Source organism: Pseudomonas asgharzadehiana (assembly GCF_019139815.1).
GTDB lineage: Bacteria > Pseudomonadota > Gammaproteobacteria > Pseudomonadales > Pseudomonadaceae > Aquipseudomonas > Aquipseudomonas asgharzadehiana.
In genome coordinates this window covers 1725910-1740722 of the sequence record NZ_CP077079.1, presented here as the reverse complement: position 1 = coordinate 1740722, position 14813 = coordinate 1725910, and the positions used below count along the sequence as shown (strand labels likewise).

Sequence of the window (14813 nt, the reverse complement as noted above, 5' to 3'; positions counted from 1 at the left end):
GCAACACCCTAGAGAGCATGAATGAACAAACTGGCGGAAAAAATCCAACAGGCGTTGGTTAAGGCCATCGATAACGATGACCTGGTTCTGCCGACATTGCCGGAAGTGGCCCTGAACATCCGTCAGGCCGCCGAAGACCCGGAAATCAGCATCAACCATTTGAGCAAAGTGATCGGTCGCGATACCGCGCTGTCGGCGCGCCTGATCAAAGTGGTCAACAGCCCGTTGTTGCGCGCGACCCAGGAAGTCACCGACCTGCACACCGCCATTACCCGGCTGGGCACCAACTACAGCAGCAACCTGGCCATCGGCCTGGTGATGGAACAGATCTTCCATGCCCGCTCCGAAGTCGTCGAACAGAAGATGCGCGATGTGTGGCGCCGCAGCCTGGAAGTGGCGGGCGTCAGTTATGCCTTGTCTCGCAGCCACAGCCAGCTCAAGCCGGACCAGGCAGCGCTGGGCGGCCTGGTGCACCAGATCGGCGTGCTGCCGATCCTTACCTACGCCGAAGACCACTATGAGCTGCTTTCCGACCCCGTCAGCCTCAACCACATGATCGACAGCATCCATCCGGTGTTGGGCGACAAACTGCTCAGTCGCTGGGACTTCCCGGAAATGCTGGCCAAGCTGCCGGGCCAGTACCTGAACCTGGAACGCGACTCTGCCAGCCTCGACTACATCGATCTGGTGCAGGTCGCCGTGCTGTATTGCCATTGCGATACGGATCATCCGCTGGCCAGAGTGGATGTCTCAAGCGTGCCGGCGATGAAGAAACTGTCAATTGACCCCTACAGCGAGAAGCTACGAGCGGAGCTGGATGAAGCACGGTCGATGTTCTACTGATCAACCGGCGATAAAACTCACCCGCACCTTCAACCCCGCCAGTTCGCCATCGTGCAGGCTGATCTGCGCCAGATGCGCCCGGCAGATTTCGCCGACAATCGCCAGCCCCAGGCCAGACCCCATGCCCTGCTGGCTACGCCGATAGAATCGCTCGAACACACGATCACGCTCGTCGGCCGGAATCCCCGGCCCGTCATCTTCAACTTCCAGTACCGCTGGCGCCGTGACCCGTAAAATCACATTGCCGCCGGGTGGCGTGTGGGCCAGGGCGTTGTCCACCAGGTTGCTCAGCAGCTCATTGAGCAACGTCGGTTCGCCGCGCAACCACACCGGTTCATCGGCCTCCAGCGCCAGCGCTACGCCTCGCGCGTGAGCCAACGGCGCCATCGCCATGCCCAGTTCACGGGCCAATTGGCTTAGGTCCAGCAATTGCGCGCCGCCTTCGGCAATCGCCCGGGCACCGTTTTCGATACGCGCCAGGGACAGCAATTGGTTGGCCAAATGGGTCAGCTTATCGGTGTTCTGCGCGGCCGTTTCCAGCGTGCTGCGCCAGGTCGCCGGGTCTTCGGCGCGCAGGCCCAGCTCCAGGCGCGCCTTGAGTGCCGCCAACGGGGTGCGCAGTTCGTGGGATGCATCGGCAATAAACTGCGCCTGGCGCTCAAACTGGCCGCGCAGGCGCTCGGTGAAGTGGTTGAGCGAACGCACCAACGGGCCGAATTCATGTTGCACCTCCACCAACGGCAATGGCCGCAGGTCGTCGGGCTGGCGCTCTTCCACCGCAGTGCGCAGGCGTTCCAGTGGACGCAGCGCCGCGCTCACGGCGAACCACACCAGCAGCAACGCGCCGATGGCGAGCATGCCCAAGCGTAGCAAGGTGTCGGCCATCAGGCTGCGGGCCATGCTCACCCGCGCTTCATCGGTTTCGGCCACGCGGATTTCCGCCATACCGTTCATGTTCGGTTCGGAGACGGCCTTCAGCAAGCTCACTACCCGCACTTGCTGGCCTTGATACTTGGCGTTGTAAAACCGTGCCAGCGCCGGATAGTCATCGGTTCGCGGCGTGCCGGGCGGCGGGCCGGGCAGGTTCTCGTAACCGGAGATCAGCTTCTGGTGGATGTCATTGACCTGGTAATAGATGCGCCCGGCGCTGTCGTAGGCGAAGGTGTCCAGGGCCACGTAGGGCACGTTGGCGCTGAGGGTACCGTCCACCTGGGTCAGGCCGGCGGCGATGGTCCGCGCCGAAGCCAGCAGTGTGCGGTCATAGGCGGTGTCGGCCGCCTCGCGACCGTTCCAGTAGGCGCTCATGCCGCTGGCCAGCATCAACAACACCAGCAGCAGCGCCAGGTTCCACAGCAGGCGCCAGCGCAGGCTGCTGGGCTTATGCATCGCGAGCTTCCAGCAGGTAGCCGAGGCCGCGGAAAGTCACGATGGCGATAGGTTGGCCGTCGAGTTTCTTGCGCAGCCGGTGCACGTAGATTTCGATGGCGTCGGGGCTCGCTTCTTCATCCAGGCCGAACACCTGGGACGCGAGCTGCTCCTTGCTCATCACCCGGCCCGGGCGCGCGATCAACGCTTCAAGCACGGCCTGCTCGCGGGAGGTCAACGTCATCAGTTCGCCACCTACGGTGAACCGCCGCGTATCGAGGTCGTATACCAGCACGCCGCAGGACTGTTGGCGCTCACCGCCCAGCACACTGCGGCGCAACAACGCCTTGACCCGCGCTTCCAACTCCGTCAGTTCGAACGGCTTGGCCAGGTAATCATCAGCCCCCAGGTTCAGGCCATGCACGCGGTCTTTGACATCACTGCGCGCGGTCAACATCAGCACGGGCAGGTTTTTTCCACGGGCGCGTAAACGCGCAAGCACCTCAAAACCATCCATGCGCGGCAACCCCACATCGAGGATCGCCGCCGCGTATTCCTCACTGCTCAAGGCCAGGTCCGCGGCCACTCCATCGTGCAGCACGTCGACGGTCAACCCCGTGCTCTTGAGCGCTTGGGCAACACTTTCGGCGAGTTGCAAATGGTCTTCAACCAGGAGGACACGCATGGATTTCTACCTTATTCGAAAGTGGTCAGTGCCACGCTTTGCGAGGCAGTTTACAGGCGCCGCCTGCCCTGTGAAGCCCGAAAACATTGAAAGGCGATTGAAAGGTTGATGAAAGCTTCGCCCTTTAGCATCCAGACAAGGTAGGCCATGCCCGCCCAGCTACCTCAACCGTAGCGCCCGAAAAACGCCTCGAAGCGTTTTCGCCAAAATAAGAACAATAACGGAGTGCACCACGATGCTGTCGACACAGCCCCACGCTTGCCCGCCTGTTCGTTTTTCCCGCCTGACCCAGACCGCCCTTGCCAGCGCCGCCGCACTTGCCGGCTTTTCGCCGCTTAGCCAGGCTGCCTTCTTCGAAGACAGTAGCGCGACCCTGGAAACCCGCAACATGTACTTCAACCGCGACTTCCGCGACGGCACCAGTGCCCAGCAATCCAAGCGCGACGAATGGGCTCAGGGCTTCATGCTCAACCTGCAATCGGGCTACACCGACGGCACCGTCGGTTTTGGCGTGGACGCCCTGGGCATGCTCGGCGTCAAGCTCGACTCAAGCCCCGACCGCACCGGCACCGGCCTGCTGCCCACTCACGACGATGGCCGCGCCGCCGATGAATACTCCAAACTGGGCCTGACCGGCAAAGTGAAAATTTCCGCCACCGAGTTGAAAATCGGCTCGCTGATGCCTGAACTGCCGATCCTCAAGCCCAACGACGGGCGCATCCTGCCGCAAACCTTCAATGGTGGCCTGCTGACCTCCAAGGAATTCAAGAACCTGGTATTCACCGGTGGTCGGCTGGATAAAGCCAAAGACCGCGACGACAGCAACTACGAAGACATCGCCCTCAACAACAAGAACAGCCGCTTCCTCAGCGGCGCCACCGGCAAGCATTTCAACTTCGGTGGCGTGGACTACAAGTTCGCCGACAAAATCACCGGCAGCTACCACTTCGCCCAGCTCGACGACGTCTACCGCCAGCACTTCCTCGGCCTGGTCGCCGCCCGCCCCATGGGCCCCGGCACCTTCGCCACCGACCTGCGCCTGGCCATCAGTGATGACACCGGTTCAGCCCGTGGCGGCAAGATCGACAACACTTCCCTCAACGGCCTGTTCAGCTATGCCCTTAATGGTCACAAGCTCAGCGCCGGCTACCAGCACATGTCCGGCGACAGCGCCTTCCCGTATGTGGACGGCAGTGACCCGTACCTGGTCAACTTTGTGCAGATCAACGACTTCGCCGGTGCCCAAGAGCGCTCCTGGCAGGCGCGCTACGACTACGACTTCGCCAAGTTGGGCATCCCCGGCCTGAGTTTCATGAGCCGTTACCTGTCGGGTGACAACATCAAACTCAAGAACGGCGACACCGGCAAAGAATGGGAGCGCAACACCGAGATCAAGTACGTGGTGCAAACCGGTACGTTCAAGGACGTGGCCGTGCGCCTGCGCAATGCCACGTACCGCTCCAACTACTCGGCCCGCGATGCGGACGAAATGCGTGTGCTGGTGAGCTACAGCGTCGCGCTCTGGTAAGTAGAACCCCATAACAACAACGATGGAGATAACCATGACCCCTTCACTGCGTAAATTGGCCCTCGCCGCCGGCTGCATGCTGTTTGCCGGCCAACTGCTGGCCGCCGATGAGCCCAAGCGCCCGGAATGCATCGCCCCGGCCTCCCCCGGCGGTGGTTTTGACCTGACGTGCAAACTGGCGCAAAGCGCGCTGGTCAACGAGAAGTTGCTGAGCAAGCCGATGCGCGTGACCTACATGCCCGGCGGCGTGGGCGCGGTGGCCTACAACGCGGTGGTCGCCCAGCGCCCTGCCGACGCCGGCACCCTGGTGGCCTGGTCCAGTGGTTCGCTGCTGAACCTGGCCCAGGGCAAGTTCGGGCGTTTCGACGAAAGCGCGGTGCGCTGGTTGGCCGCGGTCGGCACCAGCTACGGCGCCATCGCGGTGAAAAGCGATTCGCCCTACAAGTCTCTTGACGACCTCGTAAAAGCCTTGAAGAAAGATCCGGGTAGCGTAGTGATCGGTTCCGGCGGCACCGTCGGCAGCCAGGACTGGATGCAAACCGCCCTGATCGCCAAGGCCGCCGGGATCAACCCGCGCGAGTTGCGTTACGTGGCCCTTGAAGGCGGCGGTGAAATCGCCACCGCTCTGCTCGGGGGTCACATCCAGGTCGGCAGTACCGACATCTCCGACTCCATGCCGCACATCCTCAGCGGTGACATGCGCCTGTTGGCGGTGTTCTCCGAGAAGCGCCTGGACGAGCCCGAAATGAAAGACATCCCGACCGCCAAGGAGCAAGGCTACGACATCGTCTGGCCGGTGGTACGCGGTTTCTACCTGGGGCCAAAAGTCAGCGATGCCGAGTACGCCTGGTGGAAAGACGCCTTCGACAAACTGCTGGCCTCCGACGAGTTCGCCAAGCTGCGTGACCAACGCGAGCTGTTCCCGTTCGCCATGACCGGCCCGGAGCTGGACACCTACGTGAAGAAGCAGGTGGCTGACTACAAAGTGTTGGCCAAAGAGTTTGGCCTGATCCAGTAAACGCCCCCCCCTGTTCGCGCAGCCACGTCTTTGCGCAGCACAGACGTGGCCCAGGAGTTTCCCATGCTCTTACAACGCATTTTCGCGGCCGTGCTGTTACTGGCCTGTGTCGGCTTGGCGCTGATGGCCTGGCCGTATCAGGCGGCCTTTTCCTACGAGCCCGTAGGGCCCAGGGCCTTCCCATTGCTGCTGCTCGGGCTGATGGGGCTGGCGCTTGTTTATATGCTGATTCGCCCGCAACCGACCAAACACACCGACGACGAACCCGCGCTGGACCGACCGACACTGATCAAGATCGCGATCTGTGTGGTGTTGTTGCTGGTGTTTGCCGGCACTTTCGAATCCCTGGGTTTCATCCTCAGCAGCATGCTGATCGGTATACCGATGGCACGGCTGTACGGCGGCCGCTGGTTGCCCGGTGCGGTGATCATCACCTTGATGAGCGTCGGTCTTTATCTGTTGTTCGATAAAACCATGGACGTACCGCTCCCCCTCGGTCTGCTCGACGTTCTGGAGAACTGATATGGATACTTTTGGCTATTTGGGCCAGGGCTTCGGCATCGCGCTGAGCCCCTATAACCTGGTGACCGCGCTGTGCGGCACCTTGATAGGTACGGTGGTCGGCCTGTTGCCGGGCCTGGGCCCGATCAACGGCGTGGCGCTGTTGATCCCCATCGCGTTCGCCCTGGGCCTGCCGCCGGAGTCGGCACTGATCCTGTTGGCGGCGGTGTACCTGGGCTGTGAATACGGCGGCCGTATCAGCTCGATCCTGCTCAACATTCCGGGTGAAGCCTCCACCGTGATGACCACCCTCGACGGCTACCCAATGGCCCGTAAAGGCCTGGCCGGCGTAGCGCTGTCGTTGTCGGCGTGGAGTTCGTTCATCGGCGCGTTTATCGCCACCTGCGGCATGGTGCTGTTTGCCCCGCTGCTGGCCAAATGGGCGATTGCCTTCGGTCCGGCGGAATATTTCGTACTCATGGTGTTCGCGATTGTCTGCCTGGGCGGCATGGCCGGCGACAAGCCCCTCAAGACCTTTGTAGCGGCGCTGATTGGCCTGTTCCTCTCGGCCGTCGGCATCGACGCCAACAGTGGCGTGTACCGTTTTACCGGCGACAACATCCACCTCACCGACGGCATCCAGTTCGTGGTGTTGGTGCTGGGCCTGTTCTCCATCAGTGAGATTCTGCTGCTCCTGGAAAAAACCCACCGTGGTCAGGAAGCGGTGAAAGCCACCGGACGCATGATGTTCAACGTCAAGGAAGCCTTGTCGGTGTTGACCGTGAATATCCGTTGCGGCGTGTCGGGCTTCATCATCGGTGTGTTGCCGGGTGCCGGAGCGACCATGGCTTCGGCCGTGGCCTACATGACTGAGAAACGTATCGCGGGTGCCAGCGGCAAATTCGGCCAAGGCGATATGCGTGGCCTGGCCGCGCCGGAAACAGCCATCGGCGCGTCAGTCTGCGGCGCCATGGTGCCGATGCTGACCCTCGGCGTTCCAGGCTCGGGTACCACGGCGGTGATGATCGGTGCCCTGTCGCTGTACAACATCACGCCGGGCCCGCTGCTGTTCCAACAGCAACCGGACATTGTCTGGGGCCTGATCGCGTCGTTGTTTATCGCCAACATTATGCTGGTGATCCTCAACATCCCGATGATCCGCATCTTTACGCGTATCCTCGCCGTGCCGAACTGGGCACTGGTGCCGGTGATCGCCATTATCACTGCGATAGGCGTCTATGCAGTGCATGCCACCACCTTCGATCTGTTCCTGATGATCGCCATCGGCATCTTCGGCTACATCCTGCGCAAGCTCGACTTTCCGCTGTCGCCGCTGCTGCTGGGCTTTATCCTCGGTGGCCTGATGGAGCAGAACCTGCGGCGCGCGCTGTCGATCTCCAACGGTGCGCTGGAGATCCTCTGGTCGAGCCCTATCACCTTCGGCGTCTGGGTATTGACCGCGATCATGCTGTTCGTACCGCTGCTGCGTATCTGGCGTAAACGTGTGCAACAGCGTCGTGCACTGGCCGATGTCTGAGGTCACCTTTAAACAATGGTGGGCAACACCGCTGGTCGGCCTGGCCGGCGGTTACCTGGCCAGCCTCGTCGGCTGGCCGTTGCCGTACATGGTCGGCTCGCTGCTGGCGATCATCCTGGTGCGCTGCCTCACGCCGTGGCAATTGGCCGAAATTCCCGGCGGGCGAAAATGCGGCCAATGGGTGGTGGGCATCGGCATCGGGCTGCATTTCACGCCGCTGGTGATCGAGCAGGTGATGAGCCACTTCGGCCTGATCTTCTTCGGCGCGCTGGTCACCAGCCTGTCGAGCGTGGTCGGTGTGTGGCTGATGCGCCGCAGTGGTGAAGACCGAGCCACCGCGTTTTTCTCCAGCATGCCGGGCGGCTCCGGCGAGATGGTCAACCTCGGCGCCCGCAATGGCGCGGTGCTCAGCCGTGTCGCGGCGGGTCAGAGTTTGCGGGTGCTGGTGGTGGTGCTGTGTGTACCGGCGATCTTCAAGTATTTGCTGGGAGGCGGCGCGCCGCAGTTTCATCCGGCACCGGTCAGCTGGGCCTGGCTGGCGTTGCTGTTTCCCGTCGGCGCGCTGGTGGCGTGGGGCTGGCAGCGTTTGCATCAGCCAAACCCGTGGTTGTTCGGACCGTTGTTGGTCAGCGCCACCGCCAGCGTGGAGTGGGACCTGCATATCGGCCTGCCCGACGGCGGCAGCCAGATTGGCCAATGGCTGATCGGCAGCGGCCTGGGTTGCCACTTCAACCGTCAGTTTTTTCGCAGCGCGCCGTCATTCATGGGGCGCACCCTGATCGGCACGGCGCTGACCATGGCCTTGGCGACACTGGCGGCGGTGGGCTTGAGTGCCCTGACCCACCTCGACCTGCGCTCCCTGACCCTGGGCATGATGCCGGGCGGCATTGCCGAGATGAGCCTCACGGCCGAGACCCTGCAACTGTCTGTGCCGTTGGTCACGGCGATGCAAGTGATGCGCTTGTTGTTTGTATTGTTTTTGGCGGAGCCATTGTTCCGGCATTGGAACCGCCAGCCGGATAAGGCCTGAGCCCTCAGAGCGGTGGCAACCGCCATTCAATCGGCGTTTCGCCGTTCTGCTCAAGAAACTTGTTGGTGCGGCTGAAATGACCGCACCCCAAAAACCCGCGATACGCCGACAACGGCGACGGATGCACCGACGTCAGCACCAAGTGCTTGGTGGCATCGATCAGCTTCTGCTTGCTTTGCGCATGGGCGCCCCACAGCAAAAACACCAGATGCGGCTGATGCTCGCTGACCACTTCGATAATCCGATCGGTAAAGAACTGCCAGCCCTTGCCCGCATGGGCGTTGGCGTTGGCGCGTTCAACGGTCATGGTGGTGTTGAGCATCAGCACCCCTTGGTCGGCCCAATTTTGCAGGTAGCCGTGGTTGGGGATGTCGATGTTCAGGTCGCGCTTGAGTTCTTTATAGATATTGACCAACGACGGTGGCGCCGGCACGCCCGGCTGCACCGAGAAGCACAAACCGTGGGCCTGGCCAGGGCCGTGGTAGGGGTCTTGCCCGAGGATCACCACTTTGACGTTGTCCAGCGGGGTTGAGTTAAGCGCATTGAAAATCAGCGGGCCGGGCGGGTAGATCTCTTTGCCGGCGGCGTGCTCCTGGCGCAGGAACTCGCGCAACTGAGTCATGTAAGGCTTGTCGAATTCATCGCGCAGGGCGTGTTTCCAGCTGGGTTCGAGTTTGATGCGGTCGCCTTCGGTCATCGTGAGGTCATCGTGTAAAAAAGAATGGGCGAACCCTAGGAAAGCCGACCCCGCTTGTCAATTGATCTAACACACCACCCGCACTTTCCCTTGGCGCGACCATACTCATCCTTCACCTTCTTGAATGAGGTCATGATGAACCTGCACTTCCAAGAGCTGACCGGCAGCGCCGGCGCCCGTATCGGCATCGCCAGCCTCGATGCTGAAAAGTCTCTCAATGCCCTCTCCCTGCCGATGATCCTGGCCCTGGGCGAGCGCCTGGATGCCTGGGCCAAAGACCCGCAAATCGTCTGCGTGTTAGTGCGCGGCAACGGCCCCAAAGCGTTTTGCGCGGGTGGCGAAGTGCGCAGCCTGGCCCTGGCCTGCCTTGAGCAGCCAGGCGAAGTACCGGCACTGGCCTCGCAGTTCTTTGCTGCGGAATACCGTCTCGACTATCGCCTGCATACCTATCCAAAACCGCTGATCTGCTGGGGCCACGGCTACGTGCTGGGCGGTGGCATGGGCCTGCTGCAGAGCGCGGCCATACGCATCGTTACGCCGAGCAGTCGGTTGGCCATGCCCGAGATCAGCATCGGCTTGTATCCGGACGTGGGTGCCAGTTGGTTTCTGTCGCGCCTGCCGGGGAAACTGGGGGTGTTCCTCGGGCTCACCGGCGCCCATCTCAACGGTAGAGATGCCTTGGATTTGGGGCTGGCCGACCGTTTCCTGCGCGACGATCAACAAGACGAACTGCTCGACGGCTTGCTGCAACTGAACTGGCAGGAACAGACCGCGATGCAGCTCAACAGCCTGCTCAAGGCCCTGGCTCAGGAGGCCGTGGGCCAGCTACCCGAAGCGCAATGGCTGCCCCGCCGGGCGCAGATCGACGCGTGGCTGGATGTGGGGGATGTACACGGCGCCTGGCGCGCCATCAGCCAATTGCGCGATCACGCCGACCCATTATTCAGCCGCGCCGGCAAAACCATGAGCGAAGGCTGCCCACTGACCGCCCACCTGGTATGGGAACAAATCCAGCGCGCCCGCCATTTGTCCCTGGCCCAGGTGTTCCAGATGGAATACACGCTGAGCCTCAATTGTTGCCGTCACCCGGAATTCAGCGAAGGCGTGCGCGCGCGGTTGATCGACAAGGACCAGAAGCCCCACTGGCATTGGACGGACATCGACAAGATCCCGGAAACCGTAGTGCAGGCGCACTTTACCAAGGCGTGGGAAGGTCGCCACCCGTTGGCCGACTTGTCCGATTATTGAGATATCGGCCCACAAAAAAGCGGCGCTTCATGCGCCGCTTTGTCATGGGACCTGTCAACGGTGCCCACCCCGGTCACCGCCATGACCGCCGCGTCCATGCTCACCGCGCCCACGCCCACCGTTGCCCCAACGATCGCCCCAGCCCTGGTTCGGGTAAGGCCGATAACCGGCCCTTGGTCCCGACGGATAGTAGCGCGGTGCAGGCTGGTAATAACGTGGCGCAGAGTAGTAACGCGGTGCAGGCGCGTAATAGCGTGGCGACGGGTAGTAATCCCGGCGGTACGGGTACGCGGAGCCACCACCGTAGTAGTACGCCGGCGCCGGTGAGGTGTAGACCTCGGATCGATAGTAGCTTTGGCCTCCATCGTAGTAGGGCACACAAGCGCAAAGGGTTAGACCGAGTAAAGCGCTGAGCAGCAGTCGTCGATACATGGCGGCCTCCTGGACCGCGAAAGAGCACCTCCAGCGACGCTGAAGGGCGGCATACAGCTTTCACTGAATGACGAAATATCTGACATCAAAAACCGAATCTGGTGCGTTTCGGTAACAACTTGATACATGATGTGATCCGCAGCATTACCGACCAGACCAAGCTGCTGGCGCTCAACGCGGCAATCGAAGCAGCTCGCGCCGGTGAGGTGCGAGCACAGGCCCATCGCACCCAGACATCCAGGCCCTGTCGCGCCTGGCCACTTCGTTCAATGGGCTGGTCAGCAAGTTCCATTTGTAAGTAGCCGGTCGAGGGTGGGCGCTGTATCGTGCAGGTCCAAGCGAACCATGCCCGATGCAGCCCGCCCCATGACCACGCCAACCCTTTGTCCCGCCTGCGGCGCCCGCAACGACTGCTCCCTGGCCGACCCGCGTACCGCCGACCAGGCCTGCTGGTGCTACAGCGTCACCATCGACCCTGCGGTGCTCCAAGCACTGCCCGATGAAGTGCGCAACCAGGCTTGCCTGTGCCCACGTTGCGCCCAAGTGGACGAACAGTTGCGCAACCGCAATGCGGGTTGATCGCTTCCTCAGCAACTTGCCGCGGTTCAATCGCCAGCAAGCGCGACGGTTGTTGGTTGAACGACGGATCAGCGTGGATGGCGTGACGGTCAGCGACCCTCACTACGAAGTCCGCGAATTCAGCCGCGTATGCCTTGATGCTGAAGTGCTGCAGGCGGGCAAACCGGCGCGTTATTTTATGCTGCACAAGCCCCAGGGGTGCGTGAGCGCAACGTCGGACCCGCAACACCCCACGGTCCTCGACTTACTGCGTGAGTCGGATAAAAACGAGCTGCATATTGCCGGGCGCCTGGACTTCAATACCACCGGGCTGATGTTGATCACCAATGACGGCCAGTGGTCGCGGCGTCTCACGCAACCGACGACCAAACTGCCCAAGGTGTACCGGGTAGAAACTGAAGACGTTATCGGCCCCGATTACGCGGCGACGTTTGCCGCCGGCCTGTACTTCGCGTTTGAAGACCTCACCACCCAACCTGCCGAGCTGGCAGTGCTGGGGCCGACGACGGCGCGCTTGAGCATCATCGAAGGGCGTTACCACCAGGTGAAGCGCATGTTCGGGTACTTCAACAACAAAGTGATTGGCTTGCATCGCGAACGCATGGGGCCGCTTGAGCTGGATCCTGCACTCGCGCCGGGCGAATATCGCGCGTTGACCGTTGAGGAAATCCATCAGGTTTGACGACCGTTCGGCCGGTGAAAGCCAAATCTCTTTTTAACCACTTGCGTGATACCGAGTCTGTGCTTGACTCCCATTCACCAGCCCAATGATGACTGGCGAGTCGCCTATAACCTCCAAGACCTACCTTGCCATCGCCCGCGCTCGATCTACGGGCCCTCCAGGCAAACAGCCCGCCATAACAACACCCGCCGGCCAGCCGTCATCGGACCGACATGGGCCTTCCTTTTCCAGGCGTATGCCTACCTGTCACAAAGCTCGTGCAGAGTTATCTGCGCGCCCTACCCGCTTGCCAGGAGTCTTACGACATGAGGCCAGAAATCGCTGTGTTGGATATACAGGGTCAGTATCGGGTTTACACGGAGTTCTATCGCGCGGACGCTGCTGAAAAGACCATCATCCTGGTCAACGGCTCCATGGCCACCACGGCATCCTTCGCCCAAACCGTGAAAAGCCTGCACCCGCAATTCAATGTGGTTTTGTACGACCAGCCCTACGCTGGCCGCTCCAAAATCCATAACCGCCATGAGCAAATGCTGACGAAGGAAGTCGAAGGCCAGATCCTTCTGGAGTTGATCGATCACTTCGCCGCCGAACACGTGCTGTCATTCTCATGGGGCGGCGCCGCCACCCTGGTCGCCCTCGCCCACCGCCCGCGCCGTGTGGAAAGAGCGGTGATCAGCTCGTTCTCGCCCGTCATCAATGCGCCCATGCGCGACTACCTGGAACGCGGCGTCGACTACCTCGGTAACCTCGACCGCGATCGCGTGGGGCACCTCGTCAACAGCACCATCGGCAAACACCTGCCGTCGCTGTTCAAACGTTTCAACTACAAACATGTCAGCAGCCTGGCCGAACACGAATACGGGCAGATGCACTTCCATATCAGCCAAGTGCTCAACAGCGATCGCCTGTGCTACCTCAAGGCAGCCAAGGCCATCGACATTCCGGTGTTGTTTTTGAACGGTGAATGGGACGAATACACCAGCGCCCAGGATGCCAAGCTGTTTGGCCAGCATGTGGTCAACAGCAGCTTCAGCACCATTGCGGCGACAGGACATTTTCTGGACATGGAACACAAAGCGGCATGCCGGGACAGTCGGGACGCGGTCGTGGGCTTTTTGAAACCGCAGCGGCCGATCAGCCGGTTGCGTTACAGCCAAGGCCAGACACAGCATGCATTTGCGGTTTGAGGCGGCACCTGACGGTGGCGAGGGAGCGCGCTCCCTCGTCATAACTTGCACATTTCCAAAGAAAAACTTCAAATCCAGGCGAACATCTGGTACAAAGTCAGCCGCTCTGAGCGGGTATAGTTTAGTGGCAAAACGAAAGCTTCCCAAGCTTTAGTTGAGGGTTCGATTCCCTCTACCCGCTCCACTTTTTGCGTTCCCCTCGTTTTTCCGCATCATCCCCCCTACGTTTCCACATCAGCGACCTGCCCGGCAACCTGCGCTCTCTGCGGTCGTGTACGCTCATTGCGTAGCGCTAGCCGCACAACTTAGGGATAAGTTGGACATGCACACCTTCATAACAGAATTGCCAAAACCCTAATTTTTATCAAAATCAAGCCAAGGATGACGCTGTGTCACAACCCAATGCAAATATCGACGCCAACATCGTAGACTGGACCTTCCAGAACTACGCCACGCTGGCAAGCATGCTGAGTGGAATTGCAATCTGCGCGTTGATTTTTTATATCTACAAGCGCTCAGGTTCACTAATATTTTTGCGCGACCTCATGTGGCGCTTTTTTGGGGGTTCTACTAAATTCGAAGATGAAGAATATGAACTCGTTCGAAAAAACTTGCGCGAGGTTGAGTACTACCGTTTCGAATTTAATATACCCGCGCAAAATCTGACCGAGACAAAACTTGCTGAAGAGTGGATCAAAAAGCATGGCTTTTGTCACAGGGACGTGGCAAAAGTAAGAAACTACATAAATTGGAATAACTTCAGTACATTAACATTTAAAGAAACGCTATTTTCCAAGCTCACCCAAAACATCACCATTGGATTGCTTATATTCTTTTTTATTATCATTTCTTTCATCGTACCTGTCACAAACTCACCCTACCTGATGGTCTCGTTGAAAGACGCCCCCGAAGCCCCGTCATTTTATCTTTCAAAAGAGAATGCAAAATTCTACTTTTTCAAATCCGAGCCAACGCTATCAAATACGGAATGCCAATCGGCTGAGTCGCTTGAAGCCTTCTCCGAACTTGGATTCACAACAGACCAGTTAGATACTATTTGCTCGTTCTTCTTGCTCGACAACTACCGCACGCATATCGCCGATGGGCTAAAAGGGCAACGAGGCATCTTACTGAGCATTGTCGCCATCTCGATATTTTCCGTATTTTGCATGCTGGTCATGCTCACTAGGCAAGACGTAGCGAGAAAGCTTCATAAAAAAATAAACCTACCGAAAACAACCAATAAATAATAAATCGACTTTCCACTGCATCGCGACTCTACTGCCCTCCTTTAGAGTCGCCTTACATAAGCTATAGCGCATTGAAACTTAGCTAACGCGCTGCTCGAACCAGCATCAAATCCAGATTGCCGCTGACACAACCCCCCCCCAAGCTTCTCGCAGCCGTCCTGACCCATTGAAAGTCCGAGAAGGCTGCGTGGCCGATAAAGGGGCTCAGTAGTTCCTTGACCAAAAATC

15 protein-coding genes, 1 tRNA gene and 1 pseudogene are annotated in these 14813 nt (G+C 60.0%); 13 read left to right on the top strand and 4 right to left on the bottom strand.

Annotation, left to right across the window (positions count from 1 at the left end):
• Positions 1–21 precede the first annotated feature (21 nt).
• The gene (locus KSS96_RS08000) at positions 22–843 is read left to right on the top strand and encodes an HDOD domain-containing protein (RefSeq protein ID WP_217855973.1); all 822 of its coding nucleotides are present in this window, start codon (positions 22–24) and stop codon (positions 841–843) included.
• On the opposite strand, the gene KSS96_RS07995 is transcribed toward KSS96_RS08000, so the two are convergent.
• Both KSS96_RS07995 and KSS96_RS07990 read right to left on the bottom strand, forming a co-directional pair.
• Positions 844–2229: a sensor histidine kinase gene (locus tag KSS96_RS07995; RefSeq protein WP_017529596.1), complete on the bottom strand. Its 1386-nt coding sequence runs from the start codon at positions 2227–2229 to the stop codon at positions 844–846.
• Positions 2222–2893 (bottom strand): response regulator, encoded by a 672-nt coding sequence (locus KSS96_RS07990; protein WP_017529597.1) that lies wholly within the window; start codon positions 2891–2893, stop codon positions 2222–2224. The genes KSS96_RS07995 and KSS96_RS07990 overlap by 8 nt, the downstream gene beginning before the upstream one ends.
• A gap of 235 nt (positions 2894–3128) precedes the next feature.
• Between KSS96_RS07990 and KSS96_RS07985 the strand changes: the two genes are divergently transcribed.
• The 5 genes from KSS96_RS07985 (at position 3129) to KSS96_RS07965 (ending at position 8507) form a co-directional block, all read left to right on the top strand.
• Positions 3129–4421, top strand: a complete 1293-nt coding sequence (locus KSS96_RS07985; protein ID WP_017529598.1) for an OprD family porin — start codon at positions 3129–3131, stop codon at positions 4419–4421.
• A gap of 34 nt (positions 4422–4455) precedes the next feature.
• Complete coding sequence (locus tag KSS96_RS07980) at positions 4456–5439, top strand: Bug family tripartite tricarboxylate transporter substrate binding protein (protein WP_017529599.1); 984 nt, start codon at positions 4456–4458, stop codon at positions 5437–5439.
• A 63-nt stretch (positions 5440–5502) separates the two neighbouring features.
• Complete coding sequence (locus tag KSS96_RS07975; RefSeq protein WP_017529600.1) at positions 5503–5961, top strand: tripartite tricarboxylate transporter TctB family protein; 459 nt, start codon at positions 5503–5505, stop codon at positions 5959–5961.
• A gap of 1 nt (position 5962) precedes the next feature.
• Complete coding sequence (locus tag KSS96_RS07970; RefSeq protein WP_017529601.1) at positions 5963–7477, top strand: tripartite tricarboxylate transporter permease; 1515 nt, start codon at positions 5963–5965, stop codon at positions 7475–7477.
• A complete protein-coding gene (locus KSS96_RS07965; protein WP_065877102.1) occupies positions 7470–8507 on the top strand; it encodes an AbrB family transcriptional regulator in 1038 nt (345 codons plus the stop codon). The genes KSS96_RS07970 and KSS96_RS07965 overlap by 8 nt, the downstream gene beginning before the upstream one ends.
• A gap of 4 nt (positions 8508–8511) precedes the next feature.
• Here KSS96_RS07965 and ung read toward each other — a convergent pair whose 3' ends face one another.
• Positions 8512–9204, bottom strand: a complete 693-nt coding sequence (ung, locus tag KSS96_RS07960; RefSeq protein ID WP_065877103.1) for a uracil-DNA glycosylase — start codon at positions 9202–9204, stop codon at positions 8512–8514.
• 135 nt (positions 9205–9339) lie between these two features.
• Here ung and dspII point away from each other — a divergent pair, with 135 nt between their 5' ends.
• Entirely contained in the window at positions 9340–10452 is a 1113-nt protein-coding gene (dspII, locus tag KSS96_RS07955; protein WP_065877104.1) for an enoyl-CoA hydratase/isomerase DspII, read from the top strand.
• A 54-nt stretch (positions 10453–10506) separates the two neighbouring features.
• Here dspII and KSS96_RS07950 read toward each other — a convergent pair whose 3' ends face one another.
• Positions 10507–10884, bottom strand: a complete 378-nt coding sequence (locus tag KSS96_RS07950; protein ID WP_083221617.1) for a hypothetical protein — start codon at positions 10882–10884, stop codon at positions 10507–10509.
• Positions 10885–11012: 128 nt separating this feature from the next.
• Here KSS96_RS07950 and KSS96_RS28235 point away from each other — a divergent pair.
• The 6 genes and pseudogenes from KSS96_RS28235 to KSS96_RS07920 all read left to right on the top strand — a co-directional run.
• Positions 11013–11123: pseudogene (locus KSS96_RS28235) on the top strand (methyl-accepting chemotaxis protein); the annotation flags it as partial.
• Positions 11124–11250: 127 nt separating this feature from the next.
• Positions 11251–11463 (top strand): cysteine-rich CWC family protein, encoded by a 213-nt coding sequence (locus KSS96_RS07940; protein WP_017529606.1) that lies wholly within the window; start codon positions 11251–11253, stop codon positions 11461–11463.
• The gene (locus KSS96_RS07935; RefSeq protein ID WP_065877105.1) at positions 11453–12145 is read left to right on the top strand and encodes a 16S rRNA pseudouridine(516) synthase; all 693 of its coding nucleotides are present in this window, start codon (positions 11453–11455) and stop codon (positions 12143–12145) included. The genes KSS96_RS07940 and KSS96_RS07935 overlap by 11 nt, the downstream gene beginning before the upstream one ends.
• Positions 12146–12450: 305 nt before the next feature.
• Positions 12451–13335, top strand: coding sequence for an alpha/beta fold hydrolase (locus KSS96_RS07930; RefSeq protein WP_017529608.1), 885 nt, complete (start codon positions 12451–12453; stop codon positions 13333–13335).
• Positions 13336–13445: 110 nt separating this feature from the next.
• Positions 13446–13519 (top strand) — tRNA-Gly (locus KSS96_RS07925).
• A 205-nt stretch (positions 13520–13724) separates the two neighbouring features.
• Positions 13725–14585 carry a DUF6216 family protein gene (locus tag KSS96_RS07920; protein WP_065877107.1) on the top strand — a complete coding sequence of 287 codons (861 nt, stop codon included), beginning with the start codon at positions 13725–13727 and terminating at the stop codon, positions 14583–14585.
• Positions 14586–14813: the final 228 nt, after the last annotated feature.

Excerpts from the sequence above, each read along its gene's own strand:
- KSS96_RS07930 (WP_017529608.1), top strand. The coding sequence starts at position 12,451 with ATGAGGCCAGAAATCGCTGTGTTGGATATACAGGGTCAGTATCGGGTT.
- KSS96_RS07985 (WP_017529598.1), top strand. The coding sequence starts at position 3,129 with ATGCTGTCGACACAGCCCCACGCTTGCCCGCCTGTTCGTTTTTCCCGC.
- KSS96_RS07980 (WP_017529599.1), top strand. The coding sequence starts at position 4,456 with ATGACCCCTTCACTGCGTAAATTGGCCCTCGCCGCCGGCTGCATGCTG.
- KSS96_RS07940 (WP_017529606.1), top strand. The coding sequence starts at position 11,251 with ATGACCACGCCAACCCTTTGTCCCGCCTGCGGCGCCCGCAACGACTGC.
- KSS96_RS07990 (WP_017529597.1), bottom strand. The coding sequence starts at position 2,893 with ATGCGTGTCCTCCTGGTTGAAGACCATTTGCAACTCGCCGAAAGTGTT.
- KSS96_RS07975 (WP_017529600.1), top strand. The coding sequence starts at position 5,503 with ATGCTCTTACAACGCATTTTCGCGGCCGTGCTGTTACTGGCCTGTGTC.
- dspII (WP_065877104.1), top strand. The coding sequence starts at position 9,340 with ATGAACCTGCACTTCCAAGAGCTGACCGGCAGCGCCGGCGCCCGTATC.
- KSS96_RS07965 (WP_065877102.1), top strand. The coding sequence starts at position 7,470 with ATGTCTGAGGTCACCTTTAAACAATGGTGGGCAACACCGCTGGTCGGC.
- KSS96_RS07935 (WP_065877105.1), top strand. The coding sequence starts at position 11,453 with ATGCGGGTTGATCGCTTCCTCAGCAACTTGCCGCGGTTCAATCGCCAG.
- KSS96_RS07950 (WP_083221617.1), bottom strand. The coding sequence starts at position 10,884 with ATGTATCGACGACTGCTGCTCAGCGCTTTACTCGGTCTAACCCTTTGC.
- KSS96_RS07970 (WP_017529601.1), top strand. The coding sequence starts at position 5,963 with ATGGATACTTTTGGCTATTTGGGCCAGGGCTTCGGCATCGCGCTGAGC.
- KSS96_RS08000 (WP_217855973.1), top strand. The coding sequence starts at position 22 with ATGAACAAACTGGCGGAAAAAATCCAACAGGCGTTGGTTAAGGCCATC.
- KSS96_RS07995 (WP_017529596.1), bottom strand. The coding sequence starts at position 2,229 with ATGCATAAGCCCAGCAGCCTGCGCTGGCGCCTGCTGTGGAACCTGGCG.
- ung (WP_065877103.1), bottom strand. The coding sequence starts at position 9,204 with ATGACCGAAGGCGACCGCATCAAACTCGAACCCAGCTGGAAACACGCC.